Genomic DNA, 17,633 nt, shown 5'->3' on the forward strand with positions numbered 1-17,633 from the left:
GTTAACTTTCAAAAATCGCTATCAATCGCTCACTAATTTTAGTTTTGAAAGAACTTCAATTTATATATTTTTCCCTCCGAGGTCTTATGGCTTTTGCAGGTCTGTCCTGCTAACAGCTACCTCCGGTCAGGAGCTGAATTATGCTAGCAGGTATTTTATGCAGGGGTATGTCTCATCAGCAGTTTTCTCCCAGTATTTTTTTCACACCAGCTGTTTTTTCACACCAGCAGGTATCTTGTTGCATAAACAGGCATGCTGCAATTTCGCGCACTCTGATGTTATCCGGATAAATTGTATGAAAAAGGCGATACTGAAAAGGGCCGCAAATTCCGGTTGCAGGATTCCGGTTTAAAATCTTGAAATGGTTGGTAGTAGCCCGGTTTTTTCCCTCAAATATCTGGTTCTTTGGGTGAGATAACAACTCAGTCAGGAATTTAAATTCGGTTCCGATTTTCAAACCCCGCCTGCCGCTGCGGGGATTTCTTGCTGCGACTTAAGTTAAAAACAGGTTTTACAGACTCTTAAGTGCCGGATGTCCTCAACACCAGCCATTGCTTTCCATGCTTCTTTTCTATGCTTCCTTTGTGTTTTTACTCTTTTTTTCTCCTGAGGACCTCTTTCTTGGCTTTCTTATAACATTCTTCAACCAGTTCCAGGCTGCCCTTTATATTAATTATCTCGAACCCGTACAGGTCCGCAAATTCCCGGACTTTTGCCTCGAACTCCTGTTCATAGTAAAGTCCGGTGTCTATTTGTGCAACTTTTCTGTATCCCGAAATGTCAAAGATCATTTTTGTCATTTCCACGTTTTCGGGTTCTGGTGTGACCCTGGAAGCTATCAGCATTTCTTTCCAGTAAACCGCCCCCACAGGAGTCAGGAAATACGTGCCTGCCCCGTTGGATGCCAGTTTTGAAAGAAAACCTTCCCTGCCTCCGAGCACTGCGCCTATGCAGTCGTCTACCATCGACCCCTCCCTGTCCTTCAGGATGAAGACCGGGCATTCCGGGACTGCACAGTCCCTTTCAACGTTTCCGAGCACGTTTCCGCAGAGCCCGTAAAGGAGCAGGATCCCGTCTGAATATTCCTGCATCTCTGCAATGGTCTCGTAGACCTTTTCCCGGAGCTTCTCAGGCACCCCGTCCAGGGCAAATTCCAGCAGAATCACGATGAGTGTCAATCCGCTGCTGTTTTTTCTTCCGGACAGCTCAGGGATTTTTTCCAGTGGCAGGACCCTGTGAGGACCCCCTATATCTTCCAGTTTCCGGATTACTCCGACGTTGTTTTCATTTTCGACAACGATAACTTCTTCGAGTTCGGGCCCTTTTTCGATAAGGTGCACTACTTCATCCTCAAAAATCCGGCACCCGATGATGGTCATTACTGGCATGGAACGTCTTCCTCCGGCAGGCAACTGAGATACGAACGGATGGGTTCGGGAATTTCCGGGTCTGTCATCCGGACATCCGCCGCTCAGTTTTGCCTCCCCAATTCTTCCAGATCAGCTATTTCAAATATATACTCTAATTTATATATCAGTTCTTATTTCTCTTCTTCTCTCTCTTCAATTCCTTTATTTTCTCTTTTCAATTCCTCCTCTTTATTTCTCTGTTTTTTGTTATATTTCCAAATGTATATATCCATCTTTTTCATAGTTATGCGGCGTTTACACTTTGAATTTACACTTTGAATTTGCACTGTGAGTTTGAGTTACCTATAATTGGGGCAATTTTTGATGAAAACGGAGTATAAAGTAAGAAGTGCTGCCCTTGCTGATCTGCACAAAATTATGGCTCTGTATCGGGAGGTCACACTGCAATTCGGTGGGATTGCAAGGGAAGCCGACGAAATCACCGAAGGGTACGTCCGGAATTTCCTGGAAAAAAGCCTCTGTTCGGGGGTCATCCTGGTCGCCGAAAATCCCTCGGATCCCGAAGAACTCATTGCGGAAGTCCACACCTATACTCCCGGAATCAAGGTATTTGCCCACGTTTTCAGCGACCTGACAATTGTCGTTCGCCCGGGTTTCCAGGGGAGAGGGGTCGGGAAACTACTCTTTGGCGCTCTGATGAAAGAAATCGAAGAAAAGCATCCTGAAATTCTCAGGGTCGAGCTGATTGCCAGGGAGAGCAACGAAAAGGCTATCGGGTTTTACAAAAGCTTCGGTTTCAAAGTTGAAGGAAGGATGGAAAAAAGGATTAACGGGACAATAGGAAGGCTGGAAGCCGACATCCCCATGGGCTGGTTTCGGTCTTTTTGCGGGGAGTCGGATTGAGAGTATCTGATATAGGGTTTTTTTCAAAGAAAAATATTTCAAAAAGAGGACCAATGATCTTTTTTTAGTGGATTTTCACTTCTCTTTTGATGCATAATTATATTTTTAATGTTAACGGAGTTTCACACACCTTTCCTTTTTTCCCAATTGAAAACGATTTAAACTATAATATTCATATAATATTTCCGCTTTTATAATGGAGGTTTTTATGTGTTATTCCTGGATGAAAGGCTGCCCGAAACTGCTGAAGCTTTCGGGCAAATGAGAAAATCCATCTTCAAGGACGGTTATCTTGACCTCAAATCAAAGGAATTGATTGCCGTTGCTTCCTCGGTCCTTATGCGCTGCCAGTACTGCGTGGACGTTCACTCCCGGAGGGCGATGAATGCAGGCGCCACAAAGAATGAAATTGCAGAGGCTATCTCAGTTGCAATGTTTATTGCCGCCGGCTCCCAGGTCCACTGGTCAAACACAAGCGGAGGAGAAAACGTTTACGACAAAATTTTCGGCGTGGGGGAAGAAGACGAAGAATGCTGCTGCCGTGGCTCAAAGGACTGAGGAGCCTTTTTTGGCTCCTGGTTCTTAATCTTTAGCACCTGATGCTTTCCGGTAGCTCCGTTTCATTTATGAAATGATGTAACAAAGTAAATATATTTTAATTGTTTCATACTTCATCGAATACGATCTCAATGCTTCCTGCTTTTTTTGCGAGGGATTTTGCCACGAACCCGCTTTCCAGCTTGCAGAGATTGAGTATCGCGCAGGGCACCAGGCAGTTTGAGGAACACTGTGCCTCTTTTGCCCTATCCGTCACGTAATTGTCTTTTATGTCCATTGTTTCCATCATGGGAATTTCCATGTGGGAAAATTTTTTGATCTTTTCGCAGGGGGTTTCGATGTCCACAATAATTTTGCTGCCTTTCATTTTTCCACGGATTTTGTGGACAAAACCGCAGAGTGTGGAATTAACGGTAATTTCTGTCAAATGGTCACCTTGGAATGTTTTTTTGTTTTGCAAACTTTTTTTGAGATTCTTTTCTTCAGTGTTCTTAGTTTCTTGCTGGTTCTATTTCTTTTTTATTATTTTTCTTCATTTTTCTGGCCTGATCAACGTTCTTTCCTTTCCAATTTAAAACCTGAACTTCTCTCTGTTCCTGTCCATTATCTTCACCAGCGACAACATTACCGGAACTTCCACAAGCACCCCCACAACCGTGGCAAGCGCAGCTCCGGACTCCATCCCGAAAAGGATCAGGGCTACTGCTACTGCCAGCTCGAAGAAGTTGCTGGCCCCGATAAAAGTGGAAGGGGCAGCTTCCATATAAGGGATTTTCAGGAACTTTGCCCCTGCGTACCCGATGGAGAAGATCAGGTAGGTCTGCAGGACGAGGGGAATTGCGATCAGCAGGATGTGCAGGGGGTAGTTGATGATGTTATCTCCCTGGAAGACAAAGATAAGGATGAGGGTGATTAAAAGCCCGACCGGGGTAACCCATTCGATCTTTTTTATCAGGCGGTTTTCAAACCAGGTAATGCCTTTTTTCCTTATTACAAGCTGCCTTGTCAGCATCGCCAGGCCCAAGGGGATTGCCACGTAAAAGAGGACCGAGACGAAGATGGTCATCAGGGGCACGGGAAAGTCCGTGGTTACGCCCAGGAGGAATTTGCCGAGCGGGGCAAAAAGGACCAGGATGATCAGGTCGTTTACCGAGACCTGGATCAAGGCATAGTTGATGTTTGCCCGGGCAAGATAGGTCCAGACGAGCACCATAGCCGTGCAGGGGGCAAGGCCCAGCAGGATCATGCCTGCGATGTACTGAGCCTGGAGGTCGGCAGGAATAAGGTCTGCAAAAAGGACGCGCATGAAAAGCCAGGCAACAAAAGCCATTGTAAAAGGTTTGATTGCCCAGTTTACTACCAGGGTGAGGGCGAGGGGCTTGAGGTTTGCTTTTACGTTCAGGAGTTCCTCAAAATTGATCTTCAGCATGACCGGGTACATCATTATCAGGAGCACGACCGCAACAGGGACCGAAACGTTTGCGATTTCGATCCCGCCCAGCGCATCCGCAAAGCCCGGAAAGACATAGCCTATTGCAGTGCCGAGGATGATGCAGATTGCGACCCAGACCGAGAGGTATTTGCTGAAAAAATCAAGCTCTCTTTCTTCCTGCCCTTCCGGCATTAGCTGTCCTCCGTTTTTTCTTCTTTACTCCTGTTACCGCGTTCTCTTTCTTTCTTTCCTTCCTCTTCTCCATACTCTCCGGATTCCTTCTCTGCCGGGATGAGGAGGACAGGTTTTGTTGTCTTTCTGAGCACGTTTTCTGCAGTGCTTCCAAGCAGGAGTTCCCTAATTATCCCTTTTCCACGGGCAGTCAGCATGATCAGGGTGACCTCTTCTATTTCGGCAAGTCTCTTTATCTCTTCCGAGGGAACTCCCTCCACTACCCGGTACCGGACATCAATACCGGTGAGATGTTCCCCTATCTTTTTCAGTTCTTCCAGGGCTCTTTCTATCTGCTCGTCTAGCAGGTCCAGGTCTTCGATATCATCTATTATGTGTATCAGGACTGCTTCCCTGGTGATTCCGGAGAACCCGGAAAGTTGCTTTACTGCTCTCAGGGCTTCTTTTGAAAAGTCCAGGGGGACGAGCACCCGGAAAAAGGTTGCCTTGCAGGCTTTTTCATAGACTTCCTTACCTTCTTTAAGAGCATCGTACTTTTCAACGAGGAGCATCCGCTTTGATTTTCGGGCAATGTATTCGGCGGTCCTGCCAAGAAGTCTTCCTTTTATAATTCCTCTCGTGGTAGCCCCCATCACTATGCAGTCTACGTCCTCTTTTTCGGCAAGTTCCGTAATAGTCTTCCTGACGTCCCCCACAACAACCAGGGTTTTGGCTTCAAGTTCAAGTTCCCGGACAAAAGCCGCATATTCCTCGATCTTTTCCCGGGCGTTTCGCTCGAACATCGGGGCAAGCCCCTGGTCCCTCAGGATCTCGACCACATGAAGCAAGATCACTTTCTTCAACCCGGCGTTTTTCAGCTCCCCTATGCAGCCCAGCAAATCTTCGGTTTCTATGGTAAAATCCGTTGGCACAAGTACTGAATTTATCATCTGCGCTCTGCATCCCCCTCCGTTCTGGTCATTTTCAGACCTTTTTTTACAGTAACTATTTCTCTGACCCCAATTCATAATTATGCATTTACGCTAATTTATGTTGTTATTGCTAATATCATGATGCAATAAAGTAAAAAAAGAATAATTGTCCTAAAGGAACCGGTTTTCTAAAGGAACCGGTTTTCTAAAGGAACCGGTTTTCTAAAGGAACCGGTTTTCTAAAGGAACCGGTTTTCTAAAGGAACAAGCGCTTCAAAAAAGCGTTCTAAAAATTACTTTATAAGTCATCGAACGTTATCTCGATGCTTCCTGCTTTTTTTGCCAGGGATTTTGCAATAAATTCGCTTTCCAGTTTGCAAACGTTAATTATCGCACAGGGAACCAGGCAGTTTGCGCCGCAGTTTGCTTCCTGGGCTTTTTCCATCACGTAGTTGTCTTTTATTTTCATAATTTCCATCATCGGGACTTCCAGGTGGGAGATCTTTTTTACGTTTTTGCAGGGGGTTTCGATGTCTATGATGATTTTATCTCCTTTGAGCTCCCCTTTAATTTTATGGACATGGCCGCATATTCTGGAATTTACTGTTGCTTCTGTCAACTGGTCACCTTCTTGTTTTTCAAAATGAAATTGGTTTAAGTGGTTTTACTTATCATTGATTTTACTTTATCATCGATTTTACTTTATCATTGATTTTACTTTATCATTGGTTCTTTTCTTTAAAGGAATTATTGCTCTCAATTAAGCTTTTAAGAAGGGCAATAGAAATTAGCTGTATAAGCTATTGAAAGGGTTTACCGCTAAATTCCGGGAAATCCAGGGTGGTATCCATATACTCAGTCTTAAAAGCAAGTCCCGTCTGAAAAAAAGTGCCAGGAAGACGCTGAATGCGATAAACCAGAGCATTCCTGTCCTGCTGGGGGTAGTCTCGGCAATCAGCCTCCTGAATGCTGCGGTCCCGGAGGGCGCTTATTCGGAAATATTTTCCGGCAACATCTTTCTGGACCCGCTACTTGGGGGCATATTCGGCAGTATTGCAGCAGGAAACCCTATCACCAGTTATGTCGTAGGGGGCGAGCTTCTCAGTGAAGGCGTTTCTCTTGTTGCGGTTACGGCTTTTTTACTGAGCTGGGTTACCGTAGGGCTTATCCACCTTCCGGCCGAGATCGACCTGCTAGGGAAAAAATTTGCCCTGGCAAGGAATTTGATCTGCTTTATCGTTTCAATCCCTGTAGCCATACTGGTGGTAATAACCGTGGAAATAATCGGGGCTTTATCTTGAGATGGTACCTGGGTCCCTATGATATTTATGGAGATCTTATGTTGAAAGAGGTTATGGAGAAAGGGGCCTTAATATGAAACAGTACTACTTTCTGGGCCTGATGGCTGCAGTTTACACTGCAGTATATTTTACGTTTCCTCAATTATTCTATGAAGCTCTGGAGGGAACGTACTCGATTCTTTTGCGAGTGATACCTATTCTTATCCTGGTTTTTATTTTCCTCTTTCTTTTCGAACTTTTTGTAAAGCCCGAAAAGGTAAAAAAGAACCTGGGAGAGCATGCGGGAATAAAAGGCTGGTTCTTTTCAATCGCAACCGGAATCCTTAGCTCAGGCCCCATATACGTATGGTACCCTCTCCTTTCGGACCTCAGGAAAAGTGGGATGAGAACGTCCTTTATCAGTACTTTTCTCTATTCCCGTGCCGTCAAACTTCCGCTTCTGCCTGTGATGGTTCACTATTTTGGCATAACCTATACCGCTGTGCTTGCTACCTATATGCTGGGGACATCGGTAGTCGTGGGATATCTCACTGAGTTGTTTGTTAACGGCAGGAAGGGATAATTTTTTCCCTGTAATAAGAAAGAAGTTTGTTTTTTTATCTTCTCTTCCTTTCTTGTTTTTTTCTTCCTTTTCCTTTTCCTTCCTCTTTTTTCTCTGCATTCGGTATCTTTTAATTTCATATTATTGTGATTAATTGCTAATAAAAACGAAATAGATATGTATTATGAATAATTAAGTAAAAAAAGTAAAATATTTTGTGTGAATATTTTTGTTTCATGTATGAATGTGGCCGGTGACCACTGTACATCATATTTCCGGAGCAGCGTATAAATGACAGAATACACGACACTGCATAACATCTTCAAAAGGATCGGGTGGGAAGAAGTTGAGGGTTTTTCTGAGCTGCATAAAACCCTCATTATTGCGGCACTCGCACTCCTGCTTGCAACTACGGCAGTATGGGCTGTGGTGAGCGGGACTTACCCGATCACTCCGGAGGATGTGTTTGCCACCCTCCTTGTTCACCTGGGCCTGGGAAATCCAGCTGAAATGCAGAGCTTGCATTCTACCATTATCTGGGATATCCGCATTCCCCGCATCCTCATGACAGTTTCCGTCGGAGGGGCGCTTGCAATTGCAGGTGCGGTCTTTCAGAGCGTCTTTCGAAACCCTCTTGTGGAACCTTACATCCTGGGCGTTTCCTCAGGCTCGGCATTTGGTGCGGCGCTGGCGATTGTTTATCCCTCGGTATTTTTCTCGATTCAGCTTTCGGCATTTTTCTTCGGAGCGCTTGCCGTAACCCTGGCTTACCTCCTCGCCCGGGTGAGGGGTGAAACTCCCCTTGTTACCCTGATCCTTGCCGGGGTTGTCATCGGATCTGTATTTTCCGCCCTTGTCTCTCTCCTGAAGTACTTTTCCAATGATACCGAACTCAGAGAGATTGTTTTCTGGCTGATGGGCGGGTTTTACTATGCCACATGGGAGGACGTCTTCCTCCTGAGCCCCGCGGTGATTGCCGCATTCCTCATTTTGTGGGCGCTTGCCTGGAAACTCAACATCCTTTCCATGGGAGATGAGGAAGCACGCAACCTCGGGATCAATCCGGAGCTCTATAAATTCGTGGTAATTGTCGTCGCCACCGGGATCACTGCATTTTCCGTCTCACACGTAGGGATAATCGCCTGGGTTGGCCTGATGATGCCTCATGCCTCACGGATGATCCTTGGGCCTGACAACAGGTTCGTTATCCCCGCATCGCTGATGATGGGCGGGATCTACGTCACCATATGCGATACTCTTGCACGTACGATGACCGGTTCCGAGATCCCGGTCGGCATTATAACTTCAATTCTGGGAGCGCCTTATCTCTGCTACCTGCTCAGGAACAGGAGGGGCAGGGCAATATTCGGGTGATATTTCGAGTAATATTTAGAGTTTTGAGTGATATTTCGGGTGATATGTATGCTTAAGGTTAACGATATTCATTTCAGCTACGGGGGCGACCCGGTGCTCAGTGGGACTTCATTTCGGGTTAGGGAGGGGGAACTCTGCGGCCTCTTCGGGCCTAACGGGTGCGGGAAGACCACCCTTTTCAAGTGCTGCCTCAGTTTTCTCCGCTTTCCCAGGGGGAATGTCCGCATGGACGGGTGCGATGTCGGGGATATGAGGGTTGCGGACCTTGCGAAAAAGGTTGCTTATGTCCCTCAGGAGCATAAGCCGCCGTTTCCCTATCTGGTCCGTGAAGTGGTCCTTATGGGCCGGACTCCGCATCTGGGAGGCTTTTTTGGTGTCAAAAGGAAAGACAAGGAAATCGCACTCGAAGCCCTCAAAAGGGTCGGGATTTCAGACCTGGCGAAAAGGCCCTATAATCAGCTCTCAGGCGGGCAGCGCCAGATGGTGCTCATGGCCCGTGCACTTGCACAGGATACCCCGCTGATGTTTCTTGACGAACCCACCTCCGCCCTTGATTTCCAGAACCAGATGCGTATCTGGGAGATCATGTGTGAGATCGCAGAAGAGGGGAAAACAATCCTTGCCTGCAGCCATGATCCCAATCATGTCGCGTGGTTCTGTGACCGTGTGGTGGTCATGTCTGATGGGGCTGTCATCTCAAATGGCGGGCCGAGAGAGGTTATCACCGAAGAGATGCTGGACAGAATTTACGAAAATACCTGTACTGTCCGTTCAATGGCTGATACGCAGATGGTTATGCCCCGCTGCATTGCCGCCAGAGAATGTGGTGCTTCGGAAGAAATGACAATGGTCTGATTATAGTAAATCCAAGAATTAATTACATTTTTCAAGACCAATAGACCAATTATACTCAAGGACCAAAATTCTTTCACCGATCTCAAGTGAAGGTTTAACCACAGAAAGCACGGAAAACACGGAATAAAGGAAATAGAAGCACAATCCTTCCGTGCTTTCCATGTCTTCCGTGGTTATAATTTAAGTGTAAATATTTACTTTCGGGACTATAAATGACAATTATCCAATCCGCTGCTCACGAATTCAAGGTTAGCAGCCAAATTACACAGAGTCAGGAAGGAGAAAACAGGAATGGATATTCACGAGATTGACTGGAACGAGGTCTGGAAAGACCTCTATGAGCAGAACCTTTCCAGAAGAGGGAAAGGGGAGTGCGCATCGATATGGGAAACCAAAGAGCGTGCCCGCGAATTCCTTGCACGTTCAAACGAAAACCCTCAGCGTGTTGCCCGGGTATTTGCCGATTTGGGAGCAGGACCTGCATCTAGGGTGCTTGATGTCGGAGCAGGCCCGGGTACCCTTGCAGTACCCCTTGCCTCCCGCTGTGCCCATGTGACTGCCGTAGAACCTGCAACTGGCATGGTTGAGGTCATGAAGGAGTTTGCCCTTGAAGAAGGGGTTGAGAACCTGGAGGTCGTTGCAAAACGGTGGGAAGATGTTGATCCCACAGAACTTTCCGGGCTTTATGACATCGTATTTGCTTCCTACTCCCTCGGGATGCCGGACATCCGTGCAGCCTTGGAAAAGATGTGTAAACTGGCAACAAAGCGTGTCTGTCTCTACTGGTTTTTGGGAAGTTCCCCCTGGGAACGGTGGATGGTCGAACTCTGGCCGAGCCTTCACGGTCAGGAGTACCGCTCCGGTCCAAAGGCTGATGTGCTTTTCCATGTCCTCTATGACATGGGTATCTACCCGAACATGGAGACCCTGCAGCTTCCGCATACCCGTGTATTCCCCGACTTTGATGCGGCTGTCGAGGACTTCAAACAAGAATACCGTGTTGAGACAGATGCCCAGGAAAAAATACTCCGGGAATACCTTTCCTCCGTCCTGCAGGAAGAAGGAGGTGAATTCGTTCTTTCCGGAAATTCAACGCGTGTAAAGCTCTGGTGGGAGGTGGATCAGTGCGCTTAATGCCCGTTTTTATCCTCATCAGTGTACTCCTAGCAGTTCTTCTTGTTTCGGGATGTGTCAACACTGCGGAAACTTCCTCCAGCTCAGATCTTTCCGATTCCGGTCCATCTGGCTCCGACTCCTCCGCTCAGGTGCAGTACCGCACGGTTACCGACATGAGGGGAAAAGAGGTTGTTATCCCCGCAGAACCGAAAAGGGTTGTTACCATCAGCAGGTCGTTAATTGATACCACGATGTATATCTTCGGAGTAGAAGACTTGATCGTAGGGGGGAGTGTATACGACAAACCGCTCCAGATGGGCCAGTACATGTGGAATGGAACCGATTATACGGTGAACACCTGGATAGGAAAAATCCTCAACCCGGGGCTTGAGAGCGTCACGAATGTGGGAGGTTTCGGTGGCCCCTACGGCTCTCCAAACGTGGAGACAATCGCATCCCTCAACCCTGATCTCCTCATTCTCCGGGACCTGGGGGCACAGAACGAGAATACGGAGAAGTTCATCTCTCAAATAGAAGCGATGGGCATCCCTGTTGTGGTACTGAAGTACCCCTCCTGTTACGACGAGCCCAGTGTGGAGACCATGTACGAAGAAATAAGGCTGCTGGGAGAGGTGTTTGGAAAAGAGGACAAAGCAGAAGAGATTGTGGGAACCGTAAGTTCGCGTGTTGAGTTCGTACGCAGCCGGACAGCTGATATTCCGGAGGAGGAACAAAAACGTGTGTTGTACTTCGGCGCTCCGACATGGGCTAAAGACAAAGGTGGGGCAGGCTACGCTTTCGGCTCAGGGTCAACAGAGGTGGCTATGATGGAAGACATCATCAATTCCCGCAGCGCATATACCGAATCCGGTATGAACATGGTTTCCGCTGAGCAGATACTCTCCCTCGACCCGGACAAGATCATTTTGTGCACCTGGAGCGGGTACCACCCGCCGCGCCAGCTCTACGAGGATTCCCAGTACAGTACCATACAGGACCTGCGTGCGCTCCGGGAAGGGGAAGTCTACTCCCTCGCAGCCACGCCCTGCAAATCCGAAAGGCTCGAATTCCCGATCAACCTGATGATCGAGGCAAAAGCCGTGTATCCCGAGCGTTTTTCGGACGTGGAACTCGAACCCTGGATCCGGGAATATTTTGTTGAGCTCTACGGCAGCAACGAAACCACAACAGATGAACTGATGGACGCCCAGATGCTGGAATATCTGGAGATTGTCTGACCCTGCTGCCGAATTACGGCAGCAATAATGTCCGGAAAATTAAGCCTGAAAAATAAGGTTTGAGAATTTTAGCCTGAAAAAAAAGTTTGGGAAATAAGCCTGCAATTAAGGAATGGAAAGTAGAGAAGGAAAGTGGAGAAAAGAATACTTCATTCTTCCCTTCCTTATTCCGTTATCCATTTCCTTATTTCTTCAGGGCTTGGTACCTTGCCTGCAAGCTTTACGTCTCCGTCAATAACAAGCGCAGGAGTGACCATTACTCCGTAGTTCAGGATGGTTTCAAAATCCTCAACTTTTACAACTTCGGCTTCGACACCTGTTTCTTTGAGGACTTTTTCAACGGTTTCTTTCGTTTTCTTGCACTTTGTACATCCGGTTCCGAGTATTTCGATTTTCATTTTATTCACCAATTTTTTCTTTTGTTAATGTGTTCAAAATTTTCATCAAGGTTCACAGCAGTATGTTAAACAGGTAACCTGTGAATATGATCGAGGCTGCAACAATCGAAACAAAGATTGCAATCAGCTCTTTTTTCAGCACCTTTTTCAAGATGACCATTTCAGGGAAGGACACGGCTGTAACCGACATCAGAAAAGCCAGGGAAGTTCCTATTGGCAGCCCTTTTCCAATCAGGCTTTCTACAATGGGGATCATGCCCATGACATTTGAGTACAGGGGCACGCCCAGGATAACCGCTATCGGGACTGCAAGCAGGTTGCCCTCACCTGCGTATTTTTCGAGGATACCTTCGGGGGCATAGCCGTGGAAGATCCCGCCGATGCTTACCCCTATTATCACATAGATCCAGATCTTGCCAACGATTTCTTTGACACCTTCAAATGCGGTTCCTGCTCTCTCTTTCACGCTCAGTTTATCCGGCTCGGAGGCTGCGTTTCCGACTTTGATTTTGTAAACAAATTCCTCAACGTACTTTTCCAGTTTAAGGACGCCAATCAGATAGCCTCCGAAGACCCCGAGCACGACACCCGAAATCACGTAGATCGCAGTTGCCTTGAAACCGAGGGTTGCCCAGAGCACGGCGACTGCGGCTTCGTTTACCAGGGGGGAGGTAATCAGGAAGGAAAAGGTCACTCCCAGGGGGACCCCGGCTTCCACGAACCCGATGAACAAAGGTACCGAGGAGCATGAACAGAAAGGTGAGACCGTGCCTATCAGGGAAGCCACCAGGTGGTAGCGGAGCCCTTTCTTGCCCCCGAGCACCTTCCTGGTTTTTTCAGGAGTGATATAGGTCCTGATGTAAGATATGGCAAAGATCATAACCGAAAGCAGGAAAAATATCTTCAGCACGTCGTAGATGATGAAGTTGACACTGGCTGCAAGATGGGTTTCCGGATTTATTCCGATTACATCATAGGTCAGTTTGTCGGCGATCCATTGAAAGGGGTAAAAGATGTCGGTCATTTTGGGTTCCTTCTTTTCTCATGGGGCGGTTTATGGGATGTATCATTATTTTGTTATATCAACATATATTGATATAATTGTAATTTGATATATACTTTACGCATCGAATAAAACCCTTTTATAAGAAAACGAAAGATCAGACCCTTAACAAAACCTGCTTGAAATACTGCAAGAAAATTCAGGAGCATGTCTATGGTAAAATGCGCTATCTGCAAAAAGGAAGAAAACTCGCTGCTCAGGGCGAAACACAGGGAACTTGGAACGGTAAAGCTCTGTTTTGAATGCTGGGAGGTCGAAAACGGTAATCAGAACCTTCTCCCCTCATGCGGGGGCGGCTGTGATTGCTGCCGCTTTTAATCACATCTCATTTTTCCGGGCCTGCCGGTTCGTGCTAATGTCGGCTCGTGCTGAGTTTGATTGGGGAGTTTCCGGCAATTAAGAGCCCCAGATGCACATCCTGAACATATCTGAGACATATCTTAAGTGCAGCCGGAAAAAAGGACTTATTCTTCAAGGATCTTCAAAATCTTCCGGACTTTTTCGTTATCTATGGAATAAAGCCTCATTTTCCCGTCCTTTCTCACCTTGATGATCCCCCAGTTCTGCAGTTTTGCCAGGTGCATGGAAGTGTTGGACTGGGTCTTGCCTATGAGGTCCGGAATCTCACAGGCGCAACGTTCCCCATCGAGCAGGACTTTTATGATTTTGTATCTTGTTTCTTCGCTCAGGGCTTTGAAGAGCTGCACATTTTCCTCATCAATCATATAATCATTTACTGATATATGTGGATATATATAGTTTTCTCAGGTGTATGATGATTGGTGCCCCCCATCAATCGGTTGATGTTGTTCCAGAATTTCCGGAAATGGGGCTTTGTAGAAACCGATCTAAATCAAACCGTACAGGGTGGCTTTAATTCCTCTGTTCGGCTATTCTCGATAACTTTTTTTTGATTGCTTATCAGGTACCGGCGCTCTCACCGGTCGTCGAAGACGACCGGCTTTTCCAGAAAGTACATTAAAATGAATACAAATAGTAAGTAAGTTATGCCCAAAAAATGTCTGGATAAATAAATAAAATCAGAATATTGACGTGAAGTGAGTTGAACAAAAGTAAAAACCAATATTGAAATTCTTCTTCCAACTTTTTCTTCCAACTTTTTCTTCCAACTTTTTCTTCCAACTTTTTCTTCCAACTTTTTCTTCCAATTTTTTCTTCCAATTTTTTCTTCTAACTTCTTTCTTGCCTTTTTCTATTCTTTTTATTCTGTCCACTCTTTATTTTGGAAAGGCCGTCCGCCTTCGGCGGCCGGGGACAAGAACGACAAGGATGAGCAATTACGGTTGTACGGGGTATAATTAAGGATTCAGAATAGGACGTTCCTCTTTTTTGTTCGAAAATATCTGCCGGATAATGAGGGACGCCCAAAATCCAAAAAAAAGAAAATAAGGTTACTCTGACTGGAGTATTTCCTTTGTCTTTTGCAGAGCTTCCTTAACTTCTTCATCCTTGAGTTCCAGGTCCTTGTTCTTTTTGATCCCTAACTCGGAGATCACGATGTGCCTGTCCGGGGTGAACCCTGCAAGTTCGAGTGTCTCTTTCGTGCAGTTTAAGGGGCAGCCGTCAATGGCGATGAGCCTCTCGGAACCTTCGGCCGATTTCAGGAGCCCGTTAATCCTGCCGCCGATTCCTACGGTACACATCATTTTTCCGACTTCCTGCTTCGTGAGTTCGATTGCAATCTGGTTTGCGATCTGGCCGACGTTGGAGCCTCCGCTGCAGGCAAAGATCCCGACGTTTGCTGTCCCGCATGCACATTTTACTTCTTCTGCCATTGTTTTTTACACTCCTGTATTCCTTTAATAGTTTGCTTTTTCGCCTATCTGGTGGTCTACTACCGATCTTCAACCACCTTTTTCGGCTGTTTATTCGGTGATCCACTTCTTGATGTCTTCAAGGCTCGGGACCTTGCCTGCGACTTTAACATCCCCGTCAACCACAAGGCCCGGTGTGATCATGACTCCGTAATTAAGGATTTCGTCAAAGTCCTCTACCTTGACGACTTCTGCATCCACACCCGTTTCTTTTACCGCTTTTTCTGCAAGTTCCTTTACTTTCTTACACTTTGCACATCCTGTACCCAGTACTTCGATTTTCATGTTTTCACCTGTGATCTTTATGATATGCTTTTTTGTGATATGCTATTATTATGGGCTTTATGTTACGTCCTTATTTTTATTAAGTATTTCAATCAAATTTGAAATATCTTCCGCGTTGCTCATGCCACCAGGGTTCCGTAGATCAGGCCTGAAAAGGTTGCAATCAGCACCACCAGGGAGATGTAGAGTGCCGCACGCTTCGGCTTCAAGATCCTGTTGATTACGATCATGTTCGGGAGGCTGAGCGCCGGGCCTGCAAGAAGCATTGCCAGGGAAGGGCCTTCTCCCATGCCGAGCAGGTTCAGGGCCTTGATGATCGGGACTTCGGTAAGGGTTGAGAAGTACATCAAGGCTGCCGATATTGAGGCAAGGAAGTTTGAACCGAGAGAGTTTCCTCCGACAAGGGATGCAACAAATTCCTTTGGCAGTACTTCGACGCCTATCCCTGCAAAGAAAACCCCTATCAGAAGCAGGGGGGTGATCTGCTTTATCAGGAACCAGGTTTCTCCTATCCAGCTTTCCCGCTCTTCGGGGCTGAACCATTTAAAGGAAAAGTATGCCGTAACCGCGATCAAGGGGATCCAGATCAATATGATCAGCGGGACCCATCCCAGGACTTTTGTTGAAAATGGAACAAGTTCGGGAGCAACAAGGATTGCGAGCAGCAGTATGAAGAGCTGGGCGCTGTGTTTGTGCTCGTCTCCGCCAAAGGTCTTGATGGATTTCCTTTCCCCGACGTTCTTCTCGAAGACAAACGCCATGATAAGTCCTATGAGAACGGACATCAAGATGGCGGTAAATGCCCTTGCAGCTCCCAGGTCGTAGCCCAGGATCTTGGCCGTGTACACGATTGCAAGGATGTTGATCGCCGGCGCCGAGAAGAGGAAGGTGCTGGCGGGTCCGATGCCTGCTCCTCTTTTGTAAATCCCTGCAAAGAGAGGGAGCACCGTACAGCTGCAGACCGCAAGCAAGCAGCCTGAAACAGCAGCAACCGTGTAAGAGATATAGCTGGGTGCGTCCGCCCCGAAGAACTTGAGCACTGACTCTTTTGAAAAGAGGGATGCAATCGCCCCTGCCAGGAAGAAAGCAGGCACAAGACACATCAGGACGTGAAGAGCCAAGTATTCCTGCACGGACTGTAAGCCGATCCCTAATAAATATATGAGGTAATCCAGTGTCATTTTTTCAAATCCTAAACTGTTATTTCAAATGTATTTGAAATAACTATATATAAAAGTTCCCACTTCAAATTATTTTGAAACAATTCAGGATTTTAGAAGAACTCCCGGAAACAGGATCATTGGTTAAAAAATAGGTTTATAGCGGTAAGCCCAACCAGCTATAAACTCCAATCATTTTCAATCCCATGTACAGCATCACTACGATAAAGATATTCATGAGATTCTTATTAGATATCATGTGTGCTACTTTAGAGCCCACAAAAGCCATTGGTACACTGGTACCCGCCAGGAGTACAAACTGGGGCAGGTTGACATATCCCAGTGAATAGTCAGGCAGACCTGGAACATTCCAGCCGTTGTACATGTATGAAAGGATTCCACCAATAGCCGTAATAGCCATCACTGCTGTGGAGGTGCCTACAGCCTGGTGCATCCGGAATCTCAGTCCCAGGACCATAATAGGGATCATTACGACTCCTCCGCCAATGCCTATAATTCCGGACACAAGCCCGAGGAAGATTCCGGCAATTGCATACAAGATCGGGGATTCGGACGGTTCCTCATCTATCTTCATAGGTTTGGCTGTCAACATCCTTACAGCCCCCAGAACTATTACAAGCCCAAATGCTGTTTTAAGTACATTCCCGGGAAGATTGCTGGCAATGTAAGCTCCCAGGATCGCGCCGCAAAAACCAAAAGCTCCAAGGTAGGCAGTCTGTTTCCAGAGCACGGCACCTTTTTTATTGTGGCCGTACGCTCCACTGATTGCTGTCGGAAGGACCACCGCAAGGTTGGTACCGAAAGCAATACGTATTGCAATAGTAGGATCAATTCCCATTTGCGTCAGGACCCAGAACTGGACAGGGACCATGATAAAGCACCCTCCAACACCTAAGAGCCCGGAAGCAAGCCCAACAGCTATTCCTGTAATGAGCAGACCGATAATAAATATCATTTCCATATGCTATCTCCTTTATTTTTTTCAAGCTCAATTTTGAAATTTATCCCTTTGTTTTTTGCTAAGAGAGATTCTCTTACTATAGTCAGGGACCCAAATTCCTTCACCAATCTCAGGTGAAA

General features: G+C 46.6%; 23 protein-coding genes. 9 read left to right on the forward strand and 14 right to left on the reverse strand.

Annotated elements, in window-relative coordinates; translation table 11 throughout:
* Window positions 1–175 precede the first annotated feature (175 nt).
* Together MSMTP_RS03330 and MSMTP_RS03335 are read right to left on the reverse strand one after the other, a co-directional pair.
* Complete coding sequence (locus MSMTP_RS03330) at window positions 176–457, reverse strand: hypothetical protein (protein ID WP_048177815.1); 282 nt, start codon at window positions 455–457, stop codon at window positions 176–178.
* Window positions 458–590: 133 nt separating this feature from the next.
* Complete coding sequence (locus MSMTP_RS03335; RefSeq protein WP_048177816.1) at window positions 591–1,388, reverse strand: DUF1638 domain-containing protein; 798 nt, start codon at window positions 1,386–1,388, stop codon at window positions 591–593.
* A 345-nt stretch (window positions 1,389–1,733) separates the two neighbouring features.
* On the opposite strand from MSMTP_RS03335, the gene MSMTP_RS03340 reads away from it, so the two are divergent.
* Both MSMTP_RS03340 and MSMTP_RS03345 read left to right on the forward strand, forming a co-directional pair.
* Window positions 1,734–2,273 (forward strand): GNAT family N-acetyltransferase, encoded by a 540-nt coding sequence (locus MSMTP_RS03340; RefSeq protein ID WP_048177817.1) that lies wholly within the window; start codon window positions 1,734–1,736, stop codon window positions 2,271–2,273.
* Window positions 2,274–2,483: 210 nt separating this feature from the next.
* A complete protein-coding gene (locus tag MSMTP_RS03345) occupies window positions 2,484–2,831 on the forward strand; it encodes a carboxymuconolactone decarboxylase family protein (protein WP_048177818.1) in 348 nt (115 codons plus the stop codon).
* Between the two features lie 106 nt (window positions 2,832–2,937).
* Here MSMTP_RS03345 and MSMTP_RS03350 read toward each other — a convergent pair whose 3' ends face one another.
* The 4 genes from MSMTP_RS03350 to MSMTP_RS03365 all read right to left on the reverse strand — a co-directional run bounded on the left by MSMTP_RS03350 (window position 2,938) and on the right by MSMTP_RS03365 (window position 5,985).
* The gene (locus MSMTP_RS03350) at window positions 2,938–3,258 is read right to left on the reverse strand and encodes a DUF6951 family protein (protein ID WP_048177819.1); all 321 of its coding nucleotides are present in this window, start codon (window positions 3,256–3,258) and stop codon (window positions 2,938–2,940) included.
* A 144-nt stretch (window positions 3,259–3,402) separates the two neighbouring features.
* The gene (arsB, locus tag MSMTP_RS03355) at window positions 3,403–4,455 is read right to left on the reverse strand and encodes an ACR3 family arsenite efflux transporter (protein WP_048177820.1); all 1,053 of its coding nucleotides are present in this window, start codon (window positions 4,453–4,455) and stop codon (window positions 3,403–3,405) included.
* Window positions 4,455–5,384: a universal stress protein gene (locus tag MSMTP_RS03360; protein ID WP_048177821.1), complete on the reverse strand. Its 930-nt coding sequence runs from the start codon at window positions 5,382–5,384 to the stop codon at window positions 4,455–4,457. The genes arsB and MSMTP_RS03360 overlap by 1 nt, the downstream gene beginning before the upstream one ends.
* A 280-nt stretch (window positions 5,385–5,664) precedes the next feature.
* On the reverse strand, window positions 5,665–5,985 hold the full coding sequence (locus MSMTP_RS03365; protein ID WP_048177822.1) for a DUF6951 family protein: 321 nt from the start codon (window positions 5,983–5,985) through the stop codon (window positions 5,665–5,667).
* Window positions 5,986–6,169: 184 nt separating this feature from the next.
* Here MSMTP_RS03365 and MSMTP_RS03370 point away from each other — a divergent pair, with 184 nt between their 5' ends.
* The 6 genes from MSMTP_RS03370 to MSMTP_RS03395 all read left to right on the forward strand — a co-directional run bounded on the left by MSMTP_RS03370 (window position 6,170) and on the right by MSMTP_RS03395 (window position 11,791).
* Window positions 6,170–6,667 carry a hypothetical protein gene (locus tag MSMTP_RS03370; RefSeq protein WP_197076131.1) on the forward strand — a complete coding sequence of 166 codons (498 nt, stop codon included), beginning with the start codon at window positions 6,170–6,172 and terminating at the stop codon, window positions 6,665–6,667.
* 73 nt (window positions 6,668–6,740) lie between these two features.
* Window positions 6,741–7,229 (forward strand): hypothetical protein, encoded by a 489-nt coding sequence (locus MSMTP_RS03375; protein ID WP_052718258.1) that lies wholly within the window; start codon window positions 6,741–6,743, stop codon window positions 7,227–7,229.
* 270 nt (window positions 7,230–7,499) lie between these two features.
* Window positions 7,500–8,582: an iron ABC transporter permease gene (locus MSMTP_RS03380; protein WP_048177823.1), complete on the forward strand. Its 1,083-nt coding sequence runs from the start codon at window positions 7,500–7,502 to the stop codon at window positions 8,580–8,582.
* A gap of 48 nt (window positions 8,583–8,630) precedes the next feature.
* A complete protein-coding gene (locus tag MSMTP_RS03385; protein WP_048177824.1) occupies window positions 8,631–9,437 on the forward strand; it encodes an ABC transporter ATP-binding protein in 807 nt (268 codons plus the stop codon).
* Window positions 9,438–9,728: 291 nt separating this feature from the next.
* Window positions 9,729–10,571, forward strand: a complete 843-nt coding sequence (locus tag MSMTP_RS03390; protein WP_048177825.1) for a bifunctional 2-polyprenyl-6-hydroxyphenol methylase/3-demethylubiquinol 3-O-methyltransferase UbiG — start codon at window positions 9,729–9,731, stop codon at window positions 10,569–10,571.
* Window positions 10,571–11,791, forward strand: a complete 1,221-nt coding sequence (locus MSMTP_RS03395) for an ABC transporter substrate-binding protein (RefSeq protein ID WP_048177826.1) — start codon at window positions 10,571–10,573, stop codon at window positions 11,789–11,791. Before MSMTP_RS03390 ends, MSMTP_RS03395 begins: the two co-directional genes overlap by 1 nt.
* Before the next feature lie 164 nt (window positions 11,792–11,955).
* Here MSMTP_RS03395 and MSMTP_RS03400 read toward each other — a convergent pair whose 3' ends face one another.
* Together MSMTP_RS03400 and MSMTP_RS03405 are read right to left on the reverse strand one after the other, a co-directional pair.
* On the reverse strand, window positions 11,956–12,189 hold the full coding sequence (locus MSMTP_RS03400) for a thioredoxin family protein (protein WP_048177827.1): 234 nt from the start codon (window positions 12,187–12,189) through the stop codon (window positions 11,956–11,958).
* A gap of 52 nt (window positions 12,190–12,241) precedes the next feature.
* Entirely contained in the window at window positions 12,242–13,213 is a 972-nt protein-coding gene (locus tag MSMTP_RS03405) for a permease (RefSeq protein ID WP_048177828.1), read from the reverse strand.
* 192 nt (window positions 13,214–13,405) lie between these two features.
* Between MSMTP_RS03405 and MSMTP_RS19615 the strand changes: the two genes are divergently transcribed.
* Entirely contained in the window at window positions 13,406–13,570 is a 165-nt protein-coding gene (locus MSMTP_RS19615) for a hypothetical protein (protein WP_197076205.1), read from the forward strand.
* Window positions 13,571–13,716: 146 nt separating this feature from the next.
* Here MSMTP_RS19615 and MSMTP_RS03410 read toward each other — a convergent pair whose 3' ends face one another.
* From MSMTP_RS03410 to MSMTP_RS03430, 6 genes are all read right to left on the reverse strand, one after another.
* Entirely contained in the window at window positions 13,717–13,977 is a 261-nt protein-coding gene (locus tag MSMTP_RS03410; RefSeq protein ID WP_048177829.1) for a helix-turn-helix transcriptional regulator, read from the reverse strand.
* Window positions 13,978–14,292: 315 nt separating this feature from the next.
* Window positions 14,293–14,487: a hypothetical protein gene (locus tag MSMTP_RS18915; RefSeq protein WP_156153662.1), complete on the reverse strand. Its 195-nt coding sequence runs from the start codon at window positions 14,485–14,487 to the stop codon at window positions 14,293–14,295.
* A gap of 177 nt (window positions 14,488–14,664) precedes the next feature.
* Entirely contained in the window at window positions 14,665–15,048 is a 384-nt protein-coding gene (locus MSMTP_RS03415) for a putative zinc-binding protein (protein WP_048177830.1), read from the reverse strand.
* A gap of 90 nt (window positions 15,049–15,138) precedes the next feature.
* Complete coding sequence (locus MSMTP_RS03420) at window positions 15,139–15,372, reverse strand: thioredoxin family protein (RefSeq protein ID WP_048177831.1); 234 nt, start codon at window positions 15,370–15,372, stop codon at window positions 15,139–15,141.
* Window positions 15,373–15,491: 119 nt separating this feature from the next.
* The gene (locus MSMTP_RS03425) at window positions 15,492–16,553 is read right to left on the reverse strand and encodes a permease (RefSeq protein WP_048177832.1); all 1,062 of its coding nucleotides are present in this window, start codon (window positions 16,551–16,553) and stop codon (window positions 15,492–15,494) included.
* Between the two features lie 136 nt (window positions 16,554–16,689).
* Complete coding sequence (locus MSMTP_RS03430; RefSeq protein ID WP_048177833.1) at window positions 16,690–17,514, reverse strand: sulfite exporter TauE/SafE family protein; 825 nt, start codon at window positions 17,512–17,514, stop codon at window positions 16,690–16,692.
* Window positions 17,515–17,633: the final 119 nt, after the last annotated feature.

It is taken from the genome of Methanosarcina sp. MTP4 (assembly GCF_000970045.1).
In the GTDB taxonomy this organism is placed as follows: Archaea; Halobacteriota; Methanosarcinia; order Methanosarcinales; family Methanosarcinaceae; genus MTP4.